Source organism: Njordella aestuarii (assembly GCF_056494165.1).
In genome coordinates this window covers 2,343,005-2,366,383 of record NZ_CM151397.1, presented here as the reverse complement: position 1 = coordinate 2,366,383, position 23,379 = coordinate 2,343,005, and the positions used below count along the sequence as shown (strand labels likewise).

The 23,379-nt window shown below is 49.5% G+C and carries 30 protein-coding genes; 4 read left to right on the top strand and 26 right to left on the bottom strand.

All coding sequences use genetic code 11. From position 1 onward, the window contains the following. Window positions 1-121: 121 nt before the first annotated feature. The gene (locus SH451x_RS09140) at window positions 122-3,304 is read left to right on the top strand and encodes an anti-phage protein (protein WP_479362147.1); all 3,183 of its coding nucleotides are present in this window, start codon (window positions 122-124) and stop codon (window positions 3,302-3,304) included. A gap of 256 nt (window positions 3,305-3,560) precedes the next feature. On the opposite strand, the gene SH451x_RS09135 is transcribed toward SH451x_RS09140, so the two are convergent. The 3 genes from SH451x_RS09135 to SH451x_RS09125 form a co-directional block, all read right to left on the bottom strand. After that, window positions 3,561-3,875: a hypothetical protein gene (locus SH451x_RS09135; RefSeq protein ID WP_479362146.1), complete on the bottom strand. Its 315-nt coding sequence runs from the start codon at window positions 3,873-3,875 to the stop codon at window positions 3,561-3,563. Between the two features lie 115 nt (window positions 3,876-3,990). Then, a complete protein-coding gene (locus SH451x_RS09130) occupies window positions 3,991-4,521 on the bottom strand; it encodes a hypothetical protein (RefSeq protein WP_479362145.1) in 531 nt (176 codons plus the stop codon). Window positions 4,522-4,826: 305 nt separating this feature from the next. After that, on the bottom strand, window positions 4,827-5,210 hold the full coding sequence (locus SH451x_RS09125) for a hypothetical protein (protein ID WP_479362144.1): 384 nt from the start codon (window positions 5,208-5,210) through the stop codon (window positions 4,827-4,829). Between the two features lie 383 nt (window positions 5,211-5,593). Here SH451x_RS09125 and rhuM point away from each other — a divergent pair, with 383 nt between their 5' ends. Further along, window positions 5,594-6,049: a RhuM family protein gene (gene rhuM, locus SH451x_RS09120; RefSeq protein ID WP_479362143.1), complete on the top strand. Its 456-nt coding sequence runs from the start codon at window positions 5,594-5,596 to the stop codon at window positions 6,047-6,049. A gap of 270 nt (window positions 6,050-6,319) precedes the next feature. Here the strand turns inward: rhuM and SH451x_RS09115 are convergent, their stop codons facing one another. From SH451x_RS09115 to SH451x_RS09105, 3 genes are all read right to left on the bottom strand, one after another. Beyond that, window positions 6,320-6,724 (bottom strand): cupin domain-containing protein, encoded by a 405-nt coding sequence (locus SH451x_RS09115; protein ID WP_479362142.1) that lies wholly within the window; start codon window positions 6,722-6,724, stop codon window positions 6,320-6,322. Window positions 6,725-7,146: 422 nt separating this feature from the next. Next, window positions 7,147-7,686: a hypothetical protein gene (locus tag SH451x_RS09110; protein WP_479362141.1), complete on the bottom strand. Its 540-nt coding sequence runs from the start codon at window positions 7,684-7,686 to the stop codon at window positions 7,147-7,149. Window positions 7,687-7,792: 106 nt separating this feature from the next. Then, window positions 7,793-8,335 carry a hypothetical protein gene (locus tag SH451x_RS09105; RefSeq protein ID WP_479362140.1) on the bottom strand — a complete coding sequence of 181 codons (543 nt, stop codon included), beginning with the start codon at window positions 8,333-8,335 and terminating at the stop codon, window positions 7,793-7,795. A gap of 391 nt (window positions 8,336-8,726) precedes the next feature. Here SH451x_RS09105 and SH451x_RS09100 point away from each other — a divergent pair, with 391 nt between their 5' ends. Both SH451x_RS09100 and SH451x_RS09095 read left to right on the top strand, forming a co-directional pair. Next, window positions 8,727-9,680: a hypothetical protein gene (locus SH451x_RS09100; RefSeq protein WP_479362139.1), complete on the top strand. Its 954-nt coding sequence runs from the start codon at window positions 8,727-8,729 to the stop codon at window positions 9,678-9,680. A gap of 84 nt (window positions 9,681-9,764) precedes the next feature. After that, the gene (locus SH451x_RS09095; RefSeq protein ID WP_479362138.1) at window positions 9,765-10,655 is read left to right on the top strand and encodes a hypothetical protein; all 891 of its coding nucleotides are present in this window, start codon (window positions 9,765-9,767) and stop codon (window positions 10,653-10,655) included. Between the two features lie 72 nt (window positions 10,656-10,727). Here the strand turns inward: SH451x_RS09095 and SH451x_RS09090 are convergent, their stop codons facing one another. From SH451x_RS09090 to SH451x_RS08995, 20 genes are all read right to left on the bottom strand, one after another. Next, window positions 10,728-11,051, bottom strand: a complete 324-nt coding sequence (locus SH451x_RS09090) for a hypothetical protein (RefSeq protein WP_479362137.1) — start codon at window positions 11,049-11,051, stop codon at window positions 10,728-10,730. A gap of 144 nt (window positions 11,052-11,195) precedes the next feature. Beyond that, on the bottom strand, window positions 11,196-11,432 hold the full coding sequence (locus SH451x_RS09085) for a hypothetical protein (protein WP_479362136.1): 237 nt from the start codon (window positions 11,430-11,432) through the stop codon (window positions 11,196-11,198). Window positions 11,433-11,814: 382 nt separating this feature from the next. Next, window positions 11,815-12,204 carry a hypothetical protein gene (locus SH451x_RS09080; RefSeq protein ID WP_479362135.1) on the bottom strand — a complete coding sequence of 130 codons (390 nt, stop codon included), beginning with the start codon at window positions 12,202-12,204 and terminating at the stop codon, window positions 11,815-11,817. 146 nt (window positions 12,205-12,350) lie between these two features. Beyond that, entirely contained in the window at window positions 12,351-12,704 is a 354-nt protein-coding gene (locus tag SH451x_RS09075; protein WP_479362134.1) for a hypothetical protein, read from the bottom strand. A 438-nt stretch (window positions 12,705-13,142) separates the two neighbouring features. After that, window positions 13,143-13,703, bottom strand: coding sequence for a hypothetical protein (locus SH451x_RS09070; protein ID WP_479362133.1), 561 nt, complete (start codon window positions 13,701-13,703; stop codon window positions 13,143-13,145). A gap of 252 nt (window positions 13,704-13,955) precedes the next feature. Next, window positions 13,956-14,390 carry a hypothetical protein gene (locus SH451x_RS09065; RefSeq protein ID WP_479362132.1) on the bottom strand — a complete coding sequence of 145 codons (435 nt, stop codon included), beginning with the start codon at window positions 14,388-14,390 and terminating at the stop codon, window positions 13,956-13,958. A gap of 282 nt (window positions 14,391-14,672) precedes the next feature. Further along, a complete protein-coding gene (locus tag SH451x_RS09060) occupies window positions 14,673-14,933 on the bottom strand; it encodes a hypothetical protein (protein WP_479362131.1) in 261 nt (86 codons plus the stop codon). Between the two features lie 1,087 nt (window positions 14,934-16,020). Continuing rightward, entirely contained in the window at window positions 16,021-16,233 is a 213-nt protein-coding gene (locus tag SH451x_RS09055) for a hypothetical protein (protein WP_479362130.1), read from the bottom strand. 6 nt (window positions 16,234-16,239) lie between these two features. After that, window positions 16,240-16,833, bottom strand: a complete 594-nt coding sequence (locus tag SH451x_RS09050; protein WP_479362129.1) for a hypothetical protein — start codon at window positions 16,831-16,833, stop codon at window positions 16,240-16,242. Window positions 16,834-16,924: 91 nt separating this feature from the next. Then, the gene (locus SH451x_RS09045) at window positions 16,925-17,233 is read right to left on the bottom strand and encodes a YcxB family protein (protein ID WP_479362128.1); all 309 of its coding nucleotides are present in this window, start codon (window positions 17,231-17,233) and stop codon (window positions 16,925-16,927) included. A gap of 434 nt (window positions 17,234-17,667) precedes the next feature. Next, entirely contained in the window at window positions 17,668-18,201 is a 534-nt protein-coding gene (locus tag SH451x_RS09040; RefSeq protein ID WP_479362127.1) for a hypothetical protein, read from the bottom strand. 119 nt (window positions 18,202-18,320) lie between these two features. Next, window positions 18,321-18,710, bottom strand: a complete 390-nt coding sequence (locus SH451x_RS09035) for a hypothetical protein (protein WP_479362126.1) — start codon at window positions 18,708-18,710, stop codon at window positions 18,321-18,323. Window positions 18,711-18,717: 7 nt separating this feature from the next. After that, window positions 18,718-19,116, bottom strand: coding sequence for a hypothetical protein (locus SH451x_RS09030; protein WP_479362125.1), 399 nt, complete (start codon window positions 19,114-19,116; stop codon window positions 18,718-18,720). After that, window positions 19,085-19,297, bottom strand: coding sequence for a hypothetical protein (locus SH451x_RS09025; protein ID WP_479362124.1), 213 nt, complete (start codon window positions 19,295-19,297; stop codon window positions 19,085-19,087). The genes SH451x_RS09030 and SH451x_RS09025 overlap by 32 nt, the downstream gene beginning before the upstream one ends. A 191-nt stretch (window positions 19,298-19,488) precedes the next feature. Further along, complete coding sequence (locus SH451x_RS09020; RefSeq protein WP_479362123.1) at window positions 19,489-19,875, bottom strand: hypothetical protein; 387 nt, start codon at window positions 19,873-19,875, stop codon at window positions 19,489-19,491. A 110-nt stretch (window positions 19,876-19,985) separates the two neighbouring features. Next, window positions 19,986-20,465 carry a hypothetical protein gene (locus SH451x_RS09015; RefSeq protein ID WP_479362122.1) on the bottom strand — a complete coding sequence of 160 codons (480 nt, stop codon included), beginning with the start codon at window positions 20,463-20,465 and terminating at the stop codon, window positions 19,986-19,988. A gap of 725 nt (window positions 20,466-21,190) precedes the next feature. Continuing rightward, a complete protein-coding gene (locus SH451x_RS09010; RefSeq protein WP_479362121.1) occupies window positions 21,191-21,640 on the bottom strand; it encodes a DUF3997 domain-containing protein in 450 nt (149 codons plus the stop codon). A gap of 26 nt (window positions 21,641-21,666) precedes the next feature. After that, complete coding sequence (locus SH451x_RS09005) at window positions 21,667-21,897, bottom strand: hypothetical protein (protein ID WP_479362120.1); 231 nt, start codon at window positions 21,895-21,897, stop codon at window positions 21,667-21,669. Continuing rightward, complete coding sequence (locus tag SH451x_RS09000; protein WP_479362119.1) at window positions 21,875-22,363, bottom strand: type II toxin-antitoxin system VapC family toxin; 489 nt, start codon at window positions 22,361-22,363, stop codon at window positions 21,875-21,877. The genes SH451x_RS09005 and SH451x_RS09000 overlap by 23 nt, the downstream gene beginning before the upstream one ends. 210 nt (window positions 22,364-22,573) lie before the next feature. Then, window positions 22,574-23,377 carry a sensor histidine kinase gene (locus SH451x_RS08995; protein WP_479362118.1) on the bottom strand — a complete coding sequence of 268 codons (804 nt, stop codon included), beginning with the start codon at window positions 23,375-23,377 and terminating at the stop codon, window positions 22,574-22,576. Window positions 23,378-23,379: the final 2 nt, after the last annotated feature.

Here is a 23,379-nt window from a genome sequence, read left to right as displayed (position 1 = left end):
CCGTCATTCACGCAATATTTGTATTCATCTACTGTATGTGTTAAAACCATTGCACATTCCCGCGACGTCACCAATTTGTGATTGTTTGCTCGATCCATAACGTGAAACAGGAACCGACTTGATGAAGCTCATGATTTTGCAGTTGAGTGATATCCACCTCTCGACAGAAAAATGGCCTATAAACCCGATTATGGAACGGCTTTCGGAGATCGAGGGTGCGGTTAGATCTCTTTTTCTTGAAGGCGTGACCGATTGTTTGCTACTTGTAAACGGCGACATTGCCTACTCGGGCCTATCGTCGGAATATGAATTGGGGATGACGCTTATCTCGCGAATAAGAGATTTTCTTCACAGTCAATTCACGGAGGATCGATGCCACGTCGTCCTGCTTCCGGGTAACCACGACTGCGATTTTAAGAAAGACAACGCGGCACGCAAAAGCCTAATAGACGATGTTCATCCTGACGCATTTGACGACGGGTCAATTCTTGACATATGCACCGCCCCGCAAAATGAGTTTTTTTCTTTCTGCTCCAAGTTCCACGGTCAGCTCGAGTCTACCGCTGGAATTCAGCGAATATTCGATGTACACAAGTTCTCTTCGGGAACCGACACAGTTACCATACGTGTTTTAAATACCGCATGGGGATCGAAGGTCAATGAAGGTATCGGCACGCTACTTATGCCGATAAAGCCTTTGAAACCACTACTCGTAGGCGACTCGGACGGAACAGTTGTTATTACAGCGTTTCATCATCCCTATTCTTGGATGCACAAGGATATATCCAGGGAGCTTCGAATCGTCATCGAGGAGACGAGCGATCTCGTGTTCACTGGACACGAACACGAGCGGCAGAGTTTTTCAAAGACAAAATTTTCAGGGGAACACAACGAGTTCATCGAAGCCGGGCCATTGCAGGAGAATAACGCTCCTGAAAAGAGCGAGTTCAATATTGTTCTAGTCGATACCGATGAGAAACAGTACACCGTCTATCACTATGCCTGGATTGATGAAATGTACGAGTTGGTGAATGAGACAATTTCTCGACCGTTCATTCGAAATAACACACGGCTGCGTAAGGAGTATGCACTTAATACTCTCTTTGAAGAGACGCTCAATGACACCGACATCGAATATCATCACCCGTTTAAAGATGTTGTGACGCTCGAAGACATTTACATCTATCCCGATTTACGTGAATTTTCGATGGAGTCGGATACAAGAAAGTCAGCGGAACGACGTACGAAGGGGCCGGACTCATCGACAAAGCGTGATCGGGGTAGATCGTCAAGAAAAGACAATACGGAGCTTTTTTTCAGGTCGACTATCCGTAGCCGTGAAGTAGTGGATTACGTACTAAAGAAGAAAAAAATAGTAATTTCATCACCCGAACGAGCGGGCAAGACCGCATTCTGCCGTGTTCTATTCCGGGATCTCTGGCGAAACGGTAAGATTCCAATCTTGCTATCATGTGATGGGCTAGATTCGCGAACAATCGCTAATCCAGCAAAACTCTTAGAGCAATCGTATGGTCGTCAATATCGTTCACCAAACGTTTCACGATATTGGCGCATCGACGTCGAGCAGCGAGCCATCATAATCGATGACTTTCATAAACTACCAAATGTTAGGTCTGCCCGAAAGGCTTTTCTGTCAGAAATCCAAAAGCGATTTTCTATTGTTGTTATACTTGGAGGATCATCGCTCCGGTTCCAAGAGCTGATTGGCTCTGGACAAGAAGCGGAGATACTTTCCGATTTCGTCCACACAGAATTCCTGTCGTTCGGCAACAAGCTACGCAGCCAGTTGATTCGTCGCTGGTTCGAACTTGGACGACACGAAACCTTGCCCGACAATTTGGTCGCACAGCAAGTATCCATACTCGAGAGGATAATTAGCATTGCGCTTGGTCGAGATCTCCTTCCAAGGTTTCCCTCATACGTTTTACTACTGCTCCAAGAAATGGAGTTGAGACAGCCAGTAGACATTGCAGCCGCGTCCTACGGAAAGCTCTATCGGGCTTCGATGACGGCCTCTTTGGCGAGAAAGGGATTCGACGTTGAGACTGCGCTGTCGTATCTCAGCGAGCTCGCGTACGCGTTCTTCAGCGAACGTACTGATGCATTTGACGACCAGCGTGCGTTTGAATGGCATAATCGCTATGTCACTGATTATAAAATCGCGTTAGAGTTCGAAGACTCTCGCAACCGCCTTGTCAGTGCCGGCCTACTATCTTATCGCAGCGGAGCGCTTCGATTTAAGGTGCGAGCCGCATTCTACTTTTTCCTTGCCAACTACCTCTCTACCCATAAAGAAGAAGCGATCTGTCAGCAAACAATCAAGACGCTGACAACAAAACTCTATCGAGAGGACGCCGCCAATGTCATTTTGTTTCTCTGCCATATCGATCCGACTCCACTCGTGATTGACGAAATGTTAGCCAATGCAAGAACAATCTTCGAAGGTGAGAAAGAGACGAACCTAACGACGGATCTTGAATTCACAGGCGATCTCGTTGCGAGACTCGGGCAGCCTGTGCTCGAAAGTGGTGATCCCGAGAAGCGACGGCAGCAGAAGCTCGAAGCCCAAGATGCTCTCGTCGAAGAAGACGACCCTTCCGACGATATGTATCAATATCGACGAGAGGACGAAACAGAACTTGATTCCGAAAACCGCCGTTATCTAGCTCAGATTAACGCTGCCATGAAGACAATTCAGATACAGGGTCAAATCGTTCGAAGTTTCGCCGGATCGCTTAAAGGCGATCGTAAGCAACACTTGGTCGAGTCGTGCTACGGATTATCCCTGCGACTACTAAACTTTATTTTTCATGCATTTAAGGTCACGAAAGACGATTTTGGCAGGCACCTTGCTGCTCGCTTCGCTGAGAAGAACCCTGAGCTGCTACCTGATCAGGTTACTGCCTTAGCGAACGCGTTTGTTTTTCTCCTTGTTCAGATGTGTACACTGGCCGTCATACGTCACGTAGCTAATTCACTTGGCGCTGAGCGGCTTGCGCCCACTCTCAAAGACATTGTTGACCAGAAAAATTCGTTCGCAATAAGGACTCTAAACGGTGCTATTCAACTCGAACACTTTAAAAATGTGCCGGAAAGGCTCGTTATTGAGCTTTATGAGGAAGCGGGCAAAAATTTGCTGATGCAGTCGGTTATCAAATATCTCGCCTTCGATCGACTTACGTATTTCCATTGTGATCACGATGTGCAACAGCGGATCTGTTCGAAGCTTGGCATAAAACTGATGGCAGCTGTCGCTCTGAACGACGACCGCAAGCGTGATTAGCTCGGCCAGTAGTGAACGGGAACGCTCTATGTTAATCAATTTTCGAAAGCCATAGTAAACGTCACGAAGCGTTCTTATACGCCTGCCCTTATTGAAACGGTCCGCACTTAGATGAGTTGATTTGGACTAAAAACTTGCTATCTAATCGGTGCGACATTCTTCCGATTGGACCTGAGCGAGTTCAATACAAGTCGAAAAAAGGCTGATCGAGGGCTTCGTTTGCAACCCTTTGTTATCGGGCAGTTGGAGTCGGGGTTCAAGACTCGAATCCGGAATGCTCGGGAATCATTCTTTTATTCACAAAGGAAGTCAGCGAATTGTATAGTTCAGTAGCAGGCCAAGGTAATGGTTCCGGATGGCGAGCCCACGTCAAGTGAACCACCGCGTAACGGCCAGTCCCATCTAGTAACTCAAATAGTGCGTCATCGCCATTTCCACGTGCGATCAGTCGAGTTTCAATTCCATGCAGCGGGTGTTCAGAACTGAATTCCGCTTCAAGCTCACGTTTGAAGCCAGCATGGAATTGTTCATCCTCGCACTCAGTTGACCACCAAGGTTCCAGCCATTCCATAACAGTCGCTCAAGTGGAATAACGACCATGTTGACCGAGCCCCCGCCAACACGTTCTCTAAAGTCGAAACGGACCGTCGGGGGGTTCGGTCCAACATTTTGTTATCCGCAGTCTTCTACGGGCTCTTCTTTTGGATTGCCGTCAAGGACTCCTCAACAAACTTTATCACGTCTGGTTTCAGCGAACCATTTGTATCGTACAAGTTGAGGCTTTCTCCTTTTCCAAGCCCAGTTTTTGTTAGTCGAGTGCGGAAATCCTCCACGGTCGAAATATTGATTCTTCGAAGTGTTTCACCTCCGATTTCTCGGAGAGTTGCCGCATCAATTTGTCTTGCGTTGCCAATTGGCCCATAGGTACGTTCGAACAACTCCTTGTTTTTGTACAAATCTAGATACACGGAGAATAACATGTCGGGGGTGCGTTTAATGTACGCCTCTGGAAAGTCACTGATCGAGTGAAGTCGATGGACGTCGACCAGCGTTGCGGCTAGACGAGCATGTTCCGCGAGGCGCTCTTCGTACCCTGGCACACGATTCGTGTAACGATCGACGAACCAGCCGCACGCCAAGGCGGCACTCAAGATGCACAGCATTAATGTCGAGAGGCTGAAACGCATACGTTGGTCAATCGCGGACGAACTACTCATTACACGCAGCCAGCGCGTGATATCGGGCTACACGACTGCGTTTTCCTCAGCTTCAGCGTAAATGGCTTTCACTACGCAGTCAACGCGCTGTTATTGTATTTTCCGCAGCTAGCGCGGATACAGGTTCGCGATGAATCTCACGCCCGCTTCGCTTAAGACGCTAAGACGTAAAGAATTGGAAGACTTCAAGGAAGATGGTGACGCATGAAGGCGGGAATACGAACAGCTTGTAGTACCGGCTTTAGCCGGTGGATTGATGCGCTTGAGCCGCCTGAAGGCGGGACTACGAACGGGGGGCAGCAGACTCAGGATGACAAACATTCTCGGATTAAATTCATCACTGTTGCCCAGCCGAACGATGATGCGCACCAGATGGCTCCTCTCCGGTAGTTCTCTCGCCAGAACCAGACGCCGCCGCGCAATGCACAAATGCCCGTGGGGATAAACAAAAACGCCATAAGAAACGCGGGAGCTAACGAGCGAAGATAATTCTTCCCTTGGGAAAAACTCACCATAGCTACATACGTAAACGTTGAAAAAACGGCTAAGCCTACCAACGTGAAAAATCCTCCCATCAAAATGCTGACCACGGTCAGAAACGGCCTCAAGAGCTTGTAGCGCACAGGCTTTTTCTCTGCCGAAAATGGCTCCGGGCTGCTGGTCGCTTCGTAGGGATTGATGTTGGGCATTTTGGTTTCGCGGCGTGGCGTTTTGTTGGTCGTAGTACAGGATACGCGATGAATCTCACGCCCGCTTTGCTCAAGACGCAAAAACGCAAAGAATTAGACGAGTTTAGGGAAGTTGGTGACGCATAAAGGCGGGAATACGAACAGCTTGTAGTACCGGCTTTAGCCGGGGAATTGATGCGCTTGAGCCGCCTGAAGGCTGGACTACGAACGGTTTGTAGCACCTGCTTTAGCCGGGGATTTGATGCGCCTGAGCCGCCTGAAGGCGGGACTACGAACGGGGGCAGTCCGAGATCATTCTTTACCAGACCGAGGATGGCCGCACGCGCATCCAATGTCGGCTTGAGAACGAAACGCTGTGGCTCACGCAAGCTCAAATTGCCGAGTTGTTTCAAACGACGCCGCAGAATGTCACCCTGCATCTCAAGGCCATTTTTGCGGAACGGGAACTGTCGGAGACCGCAACATGTAAGGATTACTTACAAGTTCGATCCGAGGGTAAACGTCAGGTCACACGCAGTTTGCGGCATTACAACCTCGAAGCCATTCTCGCCGTGGGCTATCGCGTCCGCAGCCATCGGGGGACGCAGTTCCGTCAGTGGGCCACGTCGCGATTGAGCGAGTATTTGGTGAAGGGTTTCACCATGGATGACCAGCGGCTGAAGAACCCGCCGGGAAAGGGCCAAACGGACTACTTCGACGAACTGCTGGAACGCATTCGCGACATCCGTTCCTCGGAGCGACGATTCTACCAGAAGGTACTCGACATTTACGCCACCAGCGTCGATTACGCACACACCTTGGGCAGGAGCCGACAGGAAACAATGCCCCGAGAAACCTAACACCGTGGAGGTCAATCTCATTCAGGGCGGGACAGCCAGTCCCTACCTTTCTTCCTCGCTACCTTTCTTGACTACACATCAACCAGCGACTTCGGCACGGATGCCTTATACGCTGGTTGCAAGCCTAGATATTGAGCCTGTGGCTAACAGCGACTCAGGTGAGATTCACACTCACTCGTCTTCAACTACTTCCAGTTCGATTCGTGCATCGCTTTGTTCGGCAATTTGGTAGTACCAGTACGGCTATCATTCAAGTCGACGCAATTACTATTACACAATTGGCTCAATTGTGTGATCCGGCCCTTCCACGTCGATTTGCTCTGGTTCGTCACCTACGCGGAAGACCAATGCATCAAGGTCTGAGTCATGAGCCGTCGATTCTCGATGAATCGTTCCTGCAGGAACGACAAAGAAGTCGCCAGCAAACGCATCAAACCTCTCAGCGCCGTTCCGACCAAATTCGATTCTGATTGATCCGCGGATAACGTAGACGAATGTATCGCTTGCAGGGTGAATGTGCCAACTGCTAACGTGTCCCGCATCGTTCTGAATCCGGCCCGCCCAACCGGACCAGCGACCATCTCGGTTGAAAAAGATGCGTCTTTCCAATCGCGGTATTGCAGACTCAGAAATTGAACCTTCAAGCTGAATGATGGCTGGTTTGAGTTGGTTCAAAGAAGTCTCCTACCTTGGCAGCTTTCTGGTATGCCGAACTACTCATTACACGCAGCTAGCGCGTAATATCGGACTCAACGACTGCGTTTCCTCAGCTCCAGCGTAAATATCTTTTATTACGCAGTCAACGCGCTGTTATCTTTTTTTCCGCAGCTAGCGCGCATACAGGTACGCGATGAATCTCACGCCCGCTTCGCTTAAGACGCTAAGACACAGAGAATTGGAAGAACTCCAGTAAGATACTAACTCAAACCGTCGCCGAGCCTCATGAACACGGGATTAAATGTTGGCACACACTCGCGTGTTCAGCCCCAATCTCTCATCGTCGACCGAATGTCGATTCAACTCTTCCGCGGCTGGAAACGCAACACCTGAGCCTTTATTTGTTATAACGCAATTTAACAACATGCGGAACGTAACAATCACAAGTTAGTGTACCAATAGACTTGCTTGTGCCCATGCGATCCTAATTCGTGAACCCAGCAATGCGCGTCACGCTCTGAAGTTGGAAAGCCTATAGGCATGACATTGCCATCGTCGCCCTGTCGCCAAACCTGAAAAGAGTCCAAAGTCGCCATTCTTGTCGCCCACGGTTCCGTTACTTTGCAATGCTCTATCTCTTGCTTGTTCGTTTCGGCAGTTGAAATTTTAATCGCGTCGTTCGCAAACGGTATGTGTCGTCTACCATGTTCAAATTCAGGGAGGTCGCCAAAAACGTTTGCAAGTCCATTCATCTTTGGCCCGAGCGGATGAATGAACTCATATAAGAGCTTCATTCCGCAAGGATATTGAAACGCCCAATAGTCAGCGTCACCGAGCCCGTCTACAAAACCCTGGAATCGAGATGGACCAAAATGGTTGCGAGCAGAGTCGATGTTGTAAGTAAGACTGGCGATGTGAAACACGAAAACGTGCTTCTCAGAAAGTGGTAATTCAATTGCGATTGCAGAGTTCTGCAGCATTAACGGCGATCCATTAGTGCGTGATAACACCGGCGAAAGCCGAGTCGCGGCGATTGATTTACCATTCCAAATGCACGCCAGACCGCGACTTCGGCTGATCGCTTCGTTATGTCGCGGTTTGACGGCCCCGCGATGTGACCCAGTTACTAATTGTTAAGACAGTGCCAACGAATGTCAATCCAGCGAGGGTAAGAGCAATTAGCATGACGACATTGTGATCGCGTTGCAGCAGTTGTCGAGCCACCGCAAACACAATCGAAAACGCGGCCGTCGCGAGAAGCATCGTCCGGATTGATATCTGTTTTGAATCGGAGCCAAATCGGAAAGATCGAAACGAGCCAAGGGTCGTCAAAAGTTGAACAATGATAAACACGATGCAGAACGGAAGTGCTGCGCCTTTGGGCCCTAACTTAAGTACCAACGCCTCTAGCGCAAGCAAGATAATTGCGACGATCGGCGTCAAGAATGAGACCGCTGCGAGACCTCGATCCCTAATAACCAGCGCTCCAATTCCAGCAGTCACACCTGTCGCTGAGCAGATCCACCCGGTAACTTGAATCGTCTCAATTCTAATTGCCGCTATATATGTGCAAACGGCGAAAGCGAGAATGTGAATCAGGCATAGCGTGGTGACGACAGTGCGTTTCATGAAAAAGCGACATAACTACTCATTACACGCAGCCAGCGCGTGATATCTGGCTAAACGACTGCGTGTTCCACAGCTCCAGCGTAAATATCTTTTATTAGTCAGTCAACGCGATGTTAACTTCTTTTTCGAAGCTAGCGCGGATACAGGTACGCGATGAATCTCACGCTCGCTTCGCTTAGGACGCTAAGACGTAAAGAATTGAAGGAACTCTAAGAAGATCGTGACTCAAGTTCTTCTCACCTTTGCGTCTTTGCGTGCGAGCGCTCCGGTGGATTCACGCTCGCTCAATGCATCTGTTATATTCAATGGTATTGCAGACCTGGTTTCGCTTTTTTGTCGATAATGCCTGCAGATTAGTGTGTTGTTGTTACGCACGAGGAACGTTTTTGTAATGAAGCTATTCGCGTTGGTAAAGTTTTTAGCGTTCCTATTTTTATTGCCAGTTTTGCAGTCTTACGCTGCGGACGAAGGTGTGGCTTTACCGCGAGAGATAAGTCAAGGATGGGACGCAGTAATCGAGAGGACGGCGGCAGGAAATATTGTCTACGACTTTGAGCAAGAAGGGCGGTCGCCTAATCGCTTTGAGCATAAGTGGACGAACGGGCACGCGTTTTTAACTGCAAACGCCAATTGCCTGTCACCGGACCCTAAACTTGTTGGGCAGATAGTGTGGGTGGTCAATCCGAAATATGAGTTTGCACTGCTCAGTTCAGACTTCTCTGACAAGTGGTCGGTCAAGAGTCTAGTGTTGGGGAATGGGGTTCAAACGTTATGCTCACTGCATCTTTCCAAACCACCTCCAGCTCGCGCTCCAATCGCGACAGATGATCATTTAATATCCGAACTGCTGTCCAAAGGATGGATGCAATTAAAGTTGTGTTCTCCTCTGGCAGATAATCCGAATAAGTATCGCATAGCGTTGGAGCGGAGTGACGATGCGCCGCAAGATTTTAAAGTGAGTCATTGCGATGCAGTTTTGCTTGCTGATCGCGAATATCAGCTGGATACAATAAAGGTCGAAAAAAAGCACGAATCCGGTTCGGAAGTTTACCAAGCATCGTTCAACTACGTAGGAGCGAGCAGCGATCTTTCCTGGTACGATACGTCAACAGAATACATCGGTGCCGATGGATCGAGTCTAATAAATCAAGGGATCGTCAGAATTATTGAGTCGCGCGATGCGCCGCGAGAATCTGAATTTAAGATGTCGCATTTTGGCTTGCCCGAGCCTGCTGGTCTCGAGGAAAGTCCGACGAATTGGTTTATTCTGCTTGGTTTAGCAGTGGGCACTCTACTCTTGATGGCAGCTAGGCGTTTTAAGAAAACGCAAAAACAGCCCTCTTAGCGTAATACTGAATAGGCGGAGATTCGAAAAATGAGACTAGCGTCAATACTATCGTTCTTGTGCGGCCTTGTTCTATGCGTTGTAGTGAGTCGCATTTCAATTGCGCAAGACGCAACACTTCAATTGGCGATGAATCTCACTCGCCAAATTGCGTCATGTGAACTCGAGTATGAAGTGGAGGGCGCATACCCTGGTAAAGGGTCAATTGCCATTGAAGGTGATCGCTTCTTTGTACGTCGCAAGTATGCCGATACAAACCTGACTAGCAGTGGAGGCTTTGACGGAAAATTGTATTGGATTTCTGATGAGGGCGGGGATTCGCCAAAAAAAGCTGCGTTTAGTGAATCTCCTTTTGCCAAGAACAGCGAAGTCGACACCCATCCGCTGCTGATTCCCTATATTTGGTGTTGGGAAAGCACGAGTCAGGCGAGAACTGCGGATCTCTTCTCTCCGGAGTTTTGGGAGAATTTAGCAGCCCGCATGGTTCAGCTTGAGGACGTCACCGTGAACGACATGGATTGTTCCGTCTACAAAGTCGAGTATCCTCCTCGCGGATACTATAAAGTTGCAATTGAAAAGTCGACAGGCTATCCCGTTAAATTGTCAGCTTACAAATTGTCGGACAATAGCCTTGTCGCGAACACTTTTACTGTCTCGCGGTTGAAATCCGACGGCATCGTGCTCGGCACCGATTTTGAGGTGCGGAAACAAGACGACAGCTTGGTTCAAAGAATCACGGCGCGTAACATCAAATTAAACCAAGAGATTGATCCAACGATTTTTAGCTTGGATCCATCGGGAAGTAGTCGCTTACTGAATAAAGACCTGGGTCAGGACGAGTCTCGGGCAAGCCATCTTGATTCGGATTCGAATCTGATTTCGAGAGTACGGCCAGGATGGATTGAGTTGACATTGACTCTAGCGCTCGTAATTGGGTTCGCCTATGTTATTTTTACCAGATTCCGTCGGTCGTAAGTCTTTGGCATTCTGGTTGTTATTGCTACTGACGACATCCGCTGGATGCAAAAACGCGGCCCCTCCGGTGAATCATTGGGATTCTTGGCTGTCTCGAGCATGCCAATAGATGACACCGCAGCGAAGAGCAAAGAAACCAATCGGGATCCAGAGGAGCACAATTAAAACAGCTGTGGCTGCAGTGTTGAGATAGTGCCCTTGTCCTTGAGCATACGCAGTCGCAGACTCGTAAGCAAACATTGAAGAAGCGAAGATGGCAATGACGGTAAACAGACCACCAAACAAAAAGTTGAACGCGGCCAGTAAAATAGTCACACGCTTGTGACGCGCCGGCTTTTTCTCTGCGTGCGATAGCTCTGTGGAACTGGTCGCTTCGTAGGGGTTGATGTTGGACATTGTGGTTGTGCGGCGTGGCGGTTTGTTGGGCGTAGTACATTATACGCGAAGGATCTAACGTCCGCTTCGCTTAAGGCACTAAGAATCGCACGAACTCCAGCAAGATGCTAACTCAAATCGCCGCCGGGCCGCATGAACATGGGCTTAAATGTTGGCCAACACTCGAGTGTCCAGCCCCAATCTCTCTTCGTCGACCGAATGTCGATTCAACTCTTCCGCGGCGAGAAACGCAACACCTGAGCCTTTATTCTTCATCCGAGACGATTCATCATGGTGTGCGCCAGAGCACAAGTGGAAATAACTGCGGCTATACCACAGTGCAAAATTATAAGTATCGGATAGAAACTCGGACCGCGAAGCATGTAGAAACCAATTCCCCATCCCACATTCCACAGCATGCTGAACGTCCAGAATGCAGGCACATTGGCCCATGGTTTTCCGAAAGCAATAAAAACCCAGAAAAGCCAAACGATACCTCCTGGGATGAATAGAATCCAGAACAATGATGGCAGGAATACGACACCAGTTACCGCGAGAAAGCCCGACGTCCACCGAATCCACGCCGAGACGGTTTCACGATTCTTCGGTCGATCAGATCCTGCATTCGACGGCGTAGAGTATGGATTGATTGCCACGTAAGGTAATTCTGCGTAAATGTAGATTCGGTCCGATGACGAACGGATTCAGCGAGTGCGAACTGTCAACTAAAGGTCAGTCAAAAACGACGGCCCCGCGACTTCGGTTCATCGAATGGTTCGCTGCTTTATCGACCAAACGCGGAAGATTGGGAGAGGGCAACAGCGCCAACCATTTGAATCGCGACTATCAAAGTAATACAAGCCCACAAATGCGACTTGCCACGCGAGTGGGCCCAGCCAATGAAAGCGCCCAAAAGCGGGAATTGAATCGCGGCAAGCGTCAGTGAAATTGGGAAAAGCCCCTCCGCGAAAACAAGTGGAACCATCGGAATCGGATAGATTGCACTCGCAAGCAAATAGTCACCATGTCCTGCGCCAGCGGAGATCATCCACAAAAACATCGCAAACGGCGTTGCAAGTACCCCAAGTGCAAGCCCCACGATAATCGGTGTGCGGCTTCGCGGCTTCAATGTCGGGACTGTGATGGATTGAGCAGGGAGGAATGGATTCTGCAACGTCAAACAGTTTCAGGTAATGAGGATTTTGTCGGCGAACACCTAAATTCATCGAGTGCGAGGGGAAGACTCTACGCAAGTCAAAAAGACCGACCGAGCACTTCGATACAATTCTTTGTTCTGTCTCTTATTCATGATTTTGCCGACTATGGATTGACGAAAGTGATGGCATAATGATCGATCTTAGCAGCCTTCAAGTAATGCTTGAATGCCGGAATTATAGCATAGTCACGATTGCTGCCGTATGTTTCGATAAAAACCGTTGCTCCAACTGTTTCCGGCTGTAGCCGCAATCGATAGCTGACGAATCCTTCGAGTATGTAATCGCGGAAATCTACACCGGATTCAAGTTTGGTAGGGTCGCATCTATCGATCGATCTCGCCGAGTAACCGCAATTCAGAGTTCCGTCACCGTTTAATGCAAAGAGCGAAGCTATCACATCATCGATCGGCAGTTCGATGGTGCAGTATGCAAAGGGTTGCGCGGTAGTTTCTTTCATTGGTGTACCAGCGCCATCCTTGTGACAAAACTATTCATTACACGCAGCTAGCGCGTAATATCGGACTCAACGAATGTGTATTCCTCAGTTCCAGCGTAAACCTCTTTTACTACGCAGTCAACGCGCTGTTATCTTATTTTCCGCAGCTATCGCGGATACAGGTACGCGATGAATCTCACGCCCGCTTCGCTCAAGTCGCTAAGACGCAAAGAATTGGACGAACGCAAGGTAGATGGTGACGCCTGACGGTGGTAATACCAATGGTTTGTAGTACCGGCTTTAGCCGGAGTTTAAATGCGCTTGAGCCGCCTGAAGGCGGGACTACGAACGATGGGACTGCCATGGATTGAGCAGGGAGGAATGGATTCTGCAACGTCAAACAGTTTCAGGTAATGAGGGTTTTGTCGGCGAACGACACGCATAACTCGGTCGCCAGGTTCAAGTTATTTCAAAGTTTGACAAGCTCGGCGACTCGGCGTTCATGCTATGGTTCTGCGCTTCTTCTCCGATAAGTTTGGCAATCTTCAGCCGTGCCGATTCGCAGACACCGCCAATCCGAAACGTTCCGTTAGTATATCGCGTTATCTTCAAGGGATCAGTCGGAATACTTGCAACAATGGCGCTCATTAGGCAGATAGGTGCAATCACAAGTGGTATCTGTTTTCCTACAGGTTCCCATCCGAAAACTGATAGAAGCACAACGAAGCCAACAATCATTGAGAATTGGTAGAAGCGAATGAATAACTCACGACGCTGAAAACGAACGCGTGCTTCAGGCGTAAGTCCAAAACACAAACGGCAGGAACGCGGTCGTATATCACCCCAAAACGACGTCGTTATTTGTCGCCATTGAAGCTGTGAATCTTCCACTGGCTGCCCAGTCACAACACAGATAGCGGGAAAGATTGTATCCGGAACGACAACGATGTCTGCTCCGTCAAGTCCCAACGGGAGATGAACGGGAAATTCAGTGTGCGAAGGTGGTTGGTATGGATTCAAGTTTTGACCCAGAACGTTTGGATTCCGTGAGTGCGAGCAGTTGAATCAACGAAAGTCGGTATTGATCGAGCGTCCATTTGTAGCCCATGAATTCAATGACTCGCTCGTCCCTCATGGTGTTCTCTCGACGTATGACCACAATCACCGAGCGACAATGGCGATTGTTCCATTTCAATTAAGCACACGTTTGTCGCCTCGGCGCATTTTTTGTTCTGCTAGATTTCGTTGATCGATCGCGTGTCATAAGCTGTTTCACCCGACAATACCTAACCACATTATTTTGACGGCGAAATAGTTTGCCAAAGAGTGAATTATCGCGGCGAAAATCGAAACGTACAGAACTGCGCCAAATGTTTTGGAGATGATTCCTATCAGCGTTCCGGCCACGCATGATTCGACACAAAGAAGCAAGACTCCGATCCAGCCGATTGCGGTACGTGTATAACTAGTGGTACGAATGACGCTTGAAACAGCGAGTATTTCAGGAGTGGCGGCTCGGTGAAATAAGTTTTCCAACGGTGAGTCAACAAGAAGCCCGAGGGTGATAGCCACGGTTAACATTGTCAGTGAAGAGATTGCGATAAAGATCGAATTGTGTTTGGTAGATGTGTATTCAGGCTGGCCAAAGCGATCAAGCTTAGTAATCAAAATGCATTTCGCTTTATGGTTGATGGTAGAACGACTCATTACACGCAGCTTGCGCGTGACATCGGGCGACACGACCGCGTTTTGCTCAGCCTCAGCGTAAATCTCTTCTATTACGCAGTCAACTCGCTGTTATCTTCTTTTTCGCAGCTATCGCGGATACAGGTTCGCGATGAATCTCACGCCCGCTTCGCTTAAGACGCTAAGAATTGGACGAACGCCAGCGAGAGGCTAACTCAAACTCCGCCGGGCTTCATGAACACGTGCGTAAATTTTGGCTCACACTTGCGTGTCCAGCCCCACACTCTCTTCGCCAACCGAATCTTACTTCCCCCCTGCGCCGGCTGGAGACGCAACAGCTAAGAGCGTGTCTCGAATTCGATTTCGGACTTTTTCTAGCCTCTTCAACATCAATGCAATCATGGTGATTCCACTCATGGCTTGGTGTGATTTTTCTTTGATTGTCCGATCGTCAACCCATGAACCGACGCTCGTCCCTTTGCTGGAACCCTGTTCGAAGGAATCAGATAATGGCAAGAGAATGAAGGCAAAAGAATGATGCGCAATCCATTCTTCTGCCTTCATTCTTCTGCCAATTGAGTTCGCGTGTGGGTGAGCGATGCCATCAGTGAGTCGAACCGATGCGAATTAATCGTGCAAAGATCTTCGATGGTTCGACCTGCGATACGCCCTCTGTTCTAATAAGCTTCTAACTCTAAGAAGTGAAAATGCAGAGGCGCAGAGGACGCAGAAAGAACGGCTCGTCAGGTCCTCTGCGCACTCAGCGCCTCTGCGTTTTAAATCTTAAATCGGCAACTCAGTTGGTTGTCCGATCGCCAACCCATGAACCGACGCTGGTCGCTTTACTGGTAAGCAGTTCGAAAGAATCAGATAATGGCAAGAGAATGAAGGCAAAAGAATGATGCGCAACCTATTCTTCTGCCTTCATTCTTCTGCCAATTGAGTCCGCGTGTGGGTGAGCGATGCCATCAGTGAGTCGAACCGATGCGAATTAATCGTGCAAAGATCTTCGATGGTTCGACCCGCGATACGCCTTCTGTCCTAACAAGCTTCTAACTCTAAGAATTGAAAACGCAGAGACGCAGAGGACGCAGAAAAAACAGCTCCGCATGTCCTCTGCGCACTTATCGCCTCTGCGTTTTAAATCTTACGTCGGCAACTCAGTTGATTGTCCAAGCGCCAACCCATGAACCGACGCTGGTCGCATTACTGATAAGCAGTTCGAGAGAACCAGATAGTGGCAAGAGTATGAAGGCAAAAGAATGATGCGCAACCTATTCTTCTGCCTTCATTCTTCTGCCAATTGAGTTCACGTGAGGGTGAGCGCTGCCATTAGTAAGTCGAACGATGCGAATTAATCGTGCAAAGTGCTTCGATGGTTCGGCGCGCGATACGCCCTCTGCCCTAATAAGCTTCTAACTCTAAGAAGTGAAAACGCAGAGGCGCAGAGGACTCAGAAAAAACAACTCGTCAGGTCCTCTGCGCACTCAGCGCCTCTGCGTTTAAAATCTTACGTCGGACACTGAGTTGATTGTCCAAGCGCCAGCCCATGAACCGACGCTGGTCGCTTTACTGATAAGCAGTTCGAAAGAATCAGATAGTGGCAAGAGAATGAAGGCAAAAGAATGATGCGCAACCTATTCTTCTGCCTTCATTCTTCTGCCAATTGAGTCCACGTGAGGGTGAGCGATGCCATCAGTAAGTCGTATCGTTTGAGATCTTCGATGCCGGGATCGTCGGCGTCTAATCGCTTGGTAACATCGTCCGACGACAGAACAGCAGTCGTCACCTGGTACGCGCGAAAAAGCTCAACTTCAAAACCGCCCAACTCGCGTACTCGGGTGCACGCGATGATTCTGCTCACCCTGATTCAGTCTGCGAGCACCACGCTTACCTTCGCACGCGGATAGCTCTTCTGCATCGAAACAGGGTTCCCTTCCTCCGAGGCGAGAATCGCGATCAAACAAATCTCGTTATCGTCTGAGATTTCTAACGATCGATCCCCCGTCAATGGAATGAGCGTTTTCTCAGTGCCCGGGACATCACTCAGCGGTAACGAGATGTTGGTCGCAATCCCAGAAGGAGTACATTGCGGGCAATTGATACGATAGGCAACCTCTTCGTCTTGCGATAGCAGCACGCCGCGAAGCGTGTTGTCCCTCGGAAGAAACGATAGCAACAGATCGACCGAATCCACGTCATCGTCCAAAGTAAAGGTCTTTCGATTCAGGAATTGCGGTTTTGAATTGGGCCCGTCAAGCACGGATACTACGACATCGAACTTCGTGCCGGGCTTTATGGCGATCCGGTACTTGTAGATGTTCAATCCTGTGACGCTAGAAATATCCGAGGCTGTTAGCGGCAACTGTTCGAGTTTCATGGGCTCGTCGGCCCGTGCCAAACGGTCTGAAACAGCAAAAGGCAGCGAGGCAACAATGAGCATTGACAGCAAGTGAGATCGCATTGCGGATTCCTTATGTGGATTCAATTTGTCATTAGCACAGCGACGGCGGTACCCGAGTCGCCGTCAGAAAACGATGCATTAGAATTCGACGTCATCGGCGGCTCCGGTTCTTCGCTTGGTTCGTCGGCAATTTTGCGGCTAGTAGTCTGCGCAACCTATATGCTGCGTCGTCGCCATCAAGCGTTGCGTCAGGTATCCAGTTTACCATGTTTGGACCACGATAAAGCAAGACACAATCACCAAATATCACAGCTTTCGTAAACGCTGCCCATTTCACATCGGAATTCTCTATTTCGGACTCGGTGCGAACGGCTTCTTCGGAAATAAATAGCTTCTGCTCAGCGTCCGAGTGTGGTGACTTTTTGAAATTCCGAATTGCGAGAAAATCGACAAATGACACCTTGTGGCAGACCTCGGCGCACCGCTTTGTTCTGCATCCTGTTTAATCGATAGTCGTCTTGTCCGGGGGCCAGGGCCGTATTTGAAATTGCAGTTGTGATTCAATCGTCCAACCTGTAGGCCGACATGAATCATCAAACCACTTCATTCCGTTCTCAATCCAACTAAAATAGAATTTTTCATTGTCGTCGAGCCCGTATTCACATCCACAGCATTCGCAAATGTCGTAGGACATCCGAATCTCGGAGACTGATTCGTATGTTCCACGCGGCCCCCAACCACACACAGGGCAATGGTGAATTGGATTTTCGTTGCGAAGGCGTAGCAATGACATCGTTTGTATATTCGCGATTCCGAGCGGACGCATCCTGCCGCATTTTACAAATTGACACATACGACGAAACAGTCCGTCGGGGGCGTCGGTCCAACATCTTGTTATTTGCGATGCTGCGACGGAAAATCGGGATTCAATAGCTCTTTAGCGAAGTCGGCCATGCGAAGGTTCATGGAATCCACCAACATACCTCGCAATTGTCCAGTATCGTCATCGGGCGTTTCTAAGGGCAAGCCGCTTCTGTAGGATTCGCGAATCCAAATCAATGCATCGCGTACTTCCCCTGTAGTCAAATTGCTTTCAACATAGTCGAGCGTCGCAACGCGGAGCGGGTATTCGATCGGGTGACAGGTCACATCAGCGTAGGCGGCAATCTCGAGTAGTCGAATTGTCCGTTGACCATCAATTGTTGACTTTGAGTTATCGAGTGTCCAGGCATCACGCCAATCCTGATTGGTACCGGAGTATTCGCGTGCCATCTCATTCAGTATATCGTCCGGAACGTTTGTCAGCACCGTAAAGGATTTCTCAGTCGCGTCGACAACGTCAGTCGGATTTGCACCAGGTGCTGCTGTCTCTGTTGAGCAGCCCAGCAGCACCATCGCGACAATCGTGATTGGGAGAAGTGTCTTCATGAAGCAAATAACGCCTAAAATCACTCAGTTGCCGCCTAATAACTCTCACTTCAAGAAACGCCCGATCGGTAACTCGGGTGTATTTTTTGTTCGTCCGATCCTGGGCTCGCGTGACATCGTCAGAAGATCTTTCGAACCTTGTTGTCGAGTCCAGATTCGATGACGACCCAGTGAAAGTATAGGCGTATTCCGCACAGATGCAAAAGCGTTAATGTCCACGGCGTCGGTCTGTTCGCAACATCAACATCAATCCAATACGTGTCTTCCGCAACGGTTGAAAAGTGTTTGTGGTAGAACGTAAATCCGTTTTTTTTGAGAATGAGGCCAGCTTCATCAATATCGCTGCCGATTGAAATCAATTGGCGAATTCGATTAGCATTCGCTCGGTACTCGAAGTAGGGCATAAGATCCCATGCGACTAGCACCGTCAAAATCGCAAGTACTGCCAACGCGATTAGACGTCTGTGGTTCGATGGTAGAATTTTCGATGCGGTTTCCTGAGCTGCCATTTAGCGCTTATCTTTTAGGACGAATGTCGCGTCCACCGAGACGCGGCGATAAACCTAAATTCTCAAAACCAACTATTTGCGCGCCTTCGGTGCAACGCTCTGTTATCCTAGAAGTCGCCTGATGAGCGGTATGTCGTTCCCCTGAAATCGCTGTCAGAATATCAATTCTTTGAGGCAGAACACCAATCTGAAAAACGATCCCCGGCGTAGTAAAGTCGTCAACTGACACTTGGTCAGTCGGAGCTCCAAACGCGGTTAGAGCAGAAAATACTCGCAGCGCGTTTTCTGAGTCAGCACGAACCCAAAAATCAATATCCCCAGTTGCACGTGGACAGCCATGTGCTGCCAATGCATAAGCACCAACAAGCAAAAACTCAACGTTCGCGTCGTTCAACGCGAGTAACATGTCTCTGAAATTCTTGTTTAGCATCGTGTCCTGGGACAAAAGCCCAACAATCCTGCGTAATTCGCCACACCATCAGCAGCCGTTCTGTGGCGGTAGAACCGTCCGGCGCAAGCGATCCATCTTCGTCGCTTAGATCAACCTTCCGAATGATTTCACGGTTGTTAGGGCGGTGGGTATTCATACTCGTATTGTACCAAAGTTCGGTCTTTAGGCCAGAACGAACACGGATCTCAATTAGACGGCATCTGCTCTCGGGAAATGTCTAGAATAACAGCGGCTGCAACCGAGCCGCCGCCTAGAATCCAGGATTTCATAAAACGCGCCATCCGCGGCTTCGGCTCACCGTTTTGTTATTCCGCGAATCCAGTGGTTTCATCGCGACGGTACGAACTCGTCACCAATTCTAATAGTATACAATGGTGGATTTGAGTCTCTACGCCAAACACCGCCAATCGTCAATGAGTCTTCTAGGTCAATTTCGTTATCAGTGGCCAAGCCAAAGATGATTCTGTTCAGAGTCTGGGAGCTTTGAGAGGTGACGCGTTCACCGTCAATGTTCAAAATCATCGAATCATCGTTAATACCCACGAGTGACACGGAGTTAACATCAATGGGCGTGTCAAATTTAAAGCGAAGCGAAAGTTGCTCCCAGTTCAAAACAGTCCAAATTCCCAAAGCGCAAATTGTCACGAATGCGAACGCCATCCTAAGAGAAATCTGCAACCTGCGTTTACGTGTCGAGTTTTCAATAGTTGGCATTTGGCAAATCAAGTAGAACATATCGATTCACCCAGCGGCGGGATAAATCATTGCTTTGTCTGTGTGCCTGAGCGCCGCTTGGATGCAATCCTTGGTTCTGTCCAACTGTGTTAGTCCTCGTGAATGAACTGCCAGTAGTCGTCCATCGCAACGTGACTCCAAAGGTTAAACGGCAAGTCGGACGGCCTATGTCGAACGAATCCACAATTGCCTCCAGCATTATCGTCAGTCCATAAGCAGACAACTTGATTGCGATCACGTTCTACCTTGCAGATGCGGATTGGCCCAATCCAAAGCGGTGTTTCGACAACGGCTCCAGCCTCAACCGCATCAGCGATCCGATCGAACTCTGGACGACATGAGTGGAACACCATTTTCAGCGGCATGTCGAATACGACCGTGGATAGGAGTACGGCAATAGCACCCGTGTTTAGCAATAAATGGCGTATTGAACGGATCGCAAACATTGCTGACGTGCTGATAACCAATAGTACAACGCAGATCAACGCGAGGAACATTCTCTCCATTGGCCAGATCGATGCGACAATACCAAGTGCCGGCGGTATCGCAATTAAAACGCTTGGTTTCATTGATTGGAGCGAATCCCTTTTAATGGACAGAACGATTGCGATCAACTCGCCGCGACGAGAGTTCTTCCATTTCAAAACGCCTTCGTCGTACCTGTCAAGTTGACCATTCAGTGTACAGGAAATCTACAACCGAGGTCATAAATTGGAGTATGCCAAGCCCATACCCGATACAGGCAAGGCGCCGCCCGCGTGAGTTTCCGTGGATCCGCTTCGATGCAATCCAGGATGTAACTGATGCAACCAGAAACATGAAAACACGCGGGAAAAGCAAAAAGACGCCATACTTCGAGGTTGCATGCAATCCAGCAGCGAGGCATATGCATGCCAATGGAAAAGTTATACCAAGCGAGATCAGTAACATCGACCATTTTGCAATGATTGTTGGTTGCCAGGGAGACGCCAGTGCGACCGTTCCGAGCGTGCATGCCAGAAGTGATAGTGCAGGCAAAATCCTGAAGTACCACGTCGCGTTCATAAACGCTGGGTAACCGTAATAGGCCATGAATGCGACGAAACCACAAGCGAAGGAGCCCGCGGAAATAATGCGTAGTACATTCGCGATGGGATACGACGCAGCCGCGTCAACAGTTTTGGGAGATGAATACGGATTGCTCAATTTTTGATTCTGTCGACGAACAGTGCCGTTCAGCCAGCCCACGCGGTAAAGGTCAACGTTTCAATAGCCCCATTCGCGCTCTTGGGTGCAACGGTTGGTTCGATGATTTCTAGTCGTTGTGGGGTTTGTAATCGTACACATCGTGGAGCACAAGCTCTGCAGAGACTCCAAGGGCATTGCGTTGCTCCGCGAATTCAAATTCGTCTAACGGTCCAATCGTTGTTCCCGCTTTGAAATCGCCGATCCACCAGTTAAAGTTTCCATCGTCGGGAATCATATAAGAATCTCTAGGTGACCGCTCAGTCAAGTGCTGCTGTTTCGCAATCATGAATCGATTGTCGAAGTCCAGTTCCACAACTTTCGCGGGAATCTCAATACGACCATGTATCTCGATCGTGTGTGAAGATGCGCGCCAAATATAGCAACCACCAGGCAGATCATACGACCAATCCAATACACCTGGTCCGAAACCGATCTCGCATCCAGCCGCAAAAAGGATTGCAATCGCAATCGAGCAACGCCAGAGGAGAACAGTTAGCGGTTTAGGATGATTGAGCATGGAATCTATCCAGCGAACGGCCCGCATCAAGGGGCGGCGGGAGTTGACTCACCATTGCCAGAAACGTCGCCTCCGCTGCTCCGTTGCATCGTTTGGTTCGTCGTTTTACCCTTCCAAATTGGTCGGCCAGACGCTTGCGCACGGCGGTCCGCGTCGGCAGCGATTGCATCAATGTCGCCACCGAATCGGTCAGATATTTCGCGTCGGATGCGGTGAATTTCTTCAATTGGCGTTTCAGTCGTCGATTTCTGAATCATTTCCAAGCAACTCCTCTGGCGTGCAAATCACCGGAATGGGAACCCCAGCGTCGGTGAGAACCTGATGGATACGGGGCAAGATCTTCGCGTTTGCAATGTGCTTGCAGTTCCAAGTCAATAAGTATTGTATTCGATGATGGGCTACCGTGGCGATGTGCAACGCGTCAACCTGCGCTTTTGGTGGCAGAATCGCTCGAGTCATGATCTCGTTCGCAATTTGCGTAATCTGCGGAGCATTTGGAAGTAGTGGAATCCCCGCCAGTACCTGTATGCGTTCGGCAGCCAAAATAGGATCCCCGCACGATGCCTCATCGAGCACGTATTGCGACACAACAAGTTCGTAGTTGGCTCGCTCGGTTTTCCACCATTTGCTCGTCAAAAGCTGGCGCGCCGCCATCACCACCTGAGAGCTCGGGCGTTGCCGGAGATAGCTAACGATAGATGTTTCAATGTAAACCGTATTCATCGCTTAAGTCTATCTGATCGACGAACTGCTCACTACACGCAGCTAGCGTGTGATCAAGGAGGATGGTGGCACCTGACGGTGGGACTACGAATGGTTTGTAGTACCGGCTTTAGCCGGATTTGGTTGCGCTTGAGCCGCCTGAAGGCGGGACTACGAACGTGGGGACTACGAACGTGGGGACTACGAACGTGGAGGAGTGCGAACGGAGCGTTAGGCGGATTGGCGTTTGGTTTGAGGGGTGGCGATTGGGAGGCGGATGGTGAAGACAGTGCCTTTGCCGATGGCACTTTCGACTCGGATGCGACCTTTGGCGTTTTCAATGATCTCGCGGCACATCGATAATCCTAGCCCCGTGCCCCCTTTGCCCGATGCGTCTGGACCGGCTTTGGTCGTAAAGAATCGTTCAAAAATCTTTGGCAGCAACTCTGCCTTTATGCCCGCCCCAGTATCGCGAATCGATAGTAGCACCTGAGTCGGTACGGTGTCGCGAGTTAGCTTGATCGTGATCGTGCCACGCTCTCCGATCGCTTGCCGAGCGTTCGTCACCATGTTAATCAAGATGCGTTGAATCTGCGAAGCGTCGATGGCAGCCGGCGGAACTTCATCCAATTGATGCTCGACATTGATCCGGTACTTCTGAAGCTCACGCTCCAACAGTACTAGCGTATCACGTACCGTGGCTCGCAAGTCGGTCGACGGATTCTCGCTCGTACCGCTGCGGTTTAACGACAATACGGTTGCACAGATCTTGGCGGCGCGAGTCGCACTGTCGTGGATCTTCTGCAAAGCTTTGTCGCGCGTCTGGTCGTCCTTGTGACGCAGCCCCAATTGAGCGTAATTCAGGATGGTCATCAAAACGTTATTGAACTCATGCGTCACCGTGCTCGATAGCTCGCCAACAACCGCTAGCTGTTCCAGCGACGCCAAGCGATCCTGGAGTTGCTCGAGCGTGGGCGATGTCGCAACATTGTTGGGTGCGACGGTTTCCAGTTGAGGACTGGCCTTTTTCGACATAC

Coding starts and splice junctions, on each gene's coding strand:
- SH451x_RS09140 (WP_479362147.1), top strand. CDS start 122: ATGAAGCTCATGATTTTGCAGTTGAGTGATATCCACCTCTCGACAGAA.
- SH451x_RS09135 (WP_479362146.1), bottom strand. CDS start 3,875: ATGGAATGGCTGGAACCTTGGTGGTCAACTGAGTGCGAGGATGAACAA.
- SH451x_RS09130 (WP_479362145.1), bottom strand. CDS start 4,521: ATGAGTAGTTCGTCCGCGATTGACCAACGTATGCGTTTCAGCCTCTCG.
- SH451x_RS09125 (WP_479362144.1), bottom strand. CDS start 5,210: ATGCCCAACATCAATCCCTACGAAGCGACCAGCAGCCCGGAGCCATTT.
- SH451x_RS09110 (WP_479362141.1), bottom strand. CDS start 7,686: ATGCTGCAGAACTCTGCAATCGCAATTGAATTACCACTTTCTGAGAAG.
- SH451x_RS09105 (WP_479362140.1), bottom strand. CDS start 8,335: ATGAAACGCACTGTCGTCACCACGCTATGCCTGATTCACATTCTCGCT.
- SH451x_RS09100 (WP_479362139.1), top strand. CDS start 8,727: ATGAAGCTATTCGCGTTGGTAAAGTTTTTAGCGTTCCTATTTTTATTG.
- SH451x_RS09090 (WP_479362137.1), bottom strand. CDS start 11,051: ATGTCCAACATCAACCCCTACGAAGCGACCAGTTCCACAGAGCTATCG.
- SH451x_RS09085 (WP_479362136.1), bottom strand. CDS start 11,432: ATGGGGAATTGGTTTCTACATGCTTCGCGGTCCGAGTTTCTATCCGAT.
- SH451x_RS09075 (WP_479362134.1), bottom strand. CDS start 12,704: ATGAAAGAAACTACCGCGCAACCCTTTGCATACTGCACCATCGAACTG.
- SH451x_RS09065 (WP_479362132.1), bottom strand. CDS start 14,390: ATGAGTCGTTCTACCATCAACCATAAAGCGAAATGCATTTTGATTACT.
- SH451x_RS09060 (WP_479362131.1), bottom strand. CDS start 14,933: ATGAAGGCAGAAGAATGGATTGCGCATCATTCTTTTGCCTTCATTCTC.
- SH451x_RS09050 (WP_479362129.1), bottom strand. CDS start 16,833: ATGCGATCTCACTTGCTGTCAATGCTCATTGTTGCCTCGCTGCCTTTT.
- SH451x_RS09040 (WP_479362127.1), bottom strand. CDS start 18,201: ATGAAGACACTTCTCCCAATCACGATTGTCGCGATGGTGCTGCTGGGC.
- SH451x_RS09035 (WP_479362126.1), bottom strand. CDS start 18,710: ATGGCAGCTCAGGAAACCGCATCGAAAATTCTACCATCGAACCACAGA.
- SH451x_RS09030 (WP_479362125.1), bottom strand. CDS start 19,116: ATGTTACTCGCGTTGAACGACGCGAACGTTGAGTTTTTGCTTGTTGGT.
- SH451x_RS09025 (WP_479362124.1), bottom strand. CDS start 19,297: ATGAATACCCACCGCCCTAACAACCGTGAAATCATTCGGAAGGTTGAT.
- SH451x_RS09020 (WP_479362123.1), bottom strand. CDS start 19,875: ATGCCAACTATTGAAAACTCGACACGTAAACGCAGGTTGCAGATTTCT.
- SH451x_RS09015 (WP_479362122.1), bottom strand. CDS start 20,465: ATGAAACCAAGCGTTTTAATTGCGATACCGCCGGCACTTGGTATTGTC.
- SH451x_RS09010 (WP_479362121.1), bottom strand. CDS start 21,640: ATGCTCAATCATCCTAAACCGCTAACTGTTCTCCTCTGGCGTTGCTCG.
- SH451x_RS09005 (WP_479362120.1), bottom strand. CDS start 21,897: ATGATTCAGAAATCGACGACTGAAACGCCAATTGAAGAAATTCACCGC.
- SH451x_RS09000 (WP_479362119.1), bottom strand. CDS start 22,363: ATGAATACGGTTTACATTGAAACATCTATCGTTAGCTATCTCCGGCAA.
- SH451x_RS08995 (WP_479362118.1), bottom strand. CDS start 23,377: ATGTCGAAAAAGGCCAGTCCTCAACTGGAAACCGTCGCACCCAACAAT.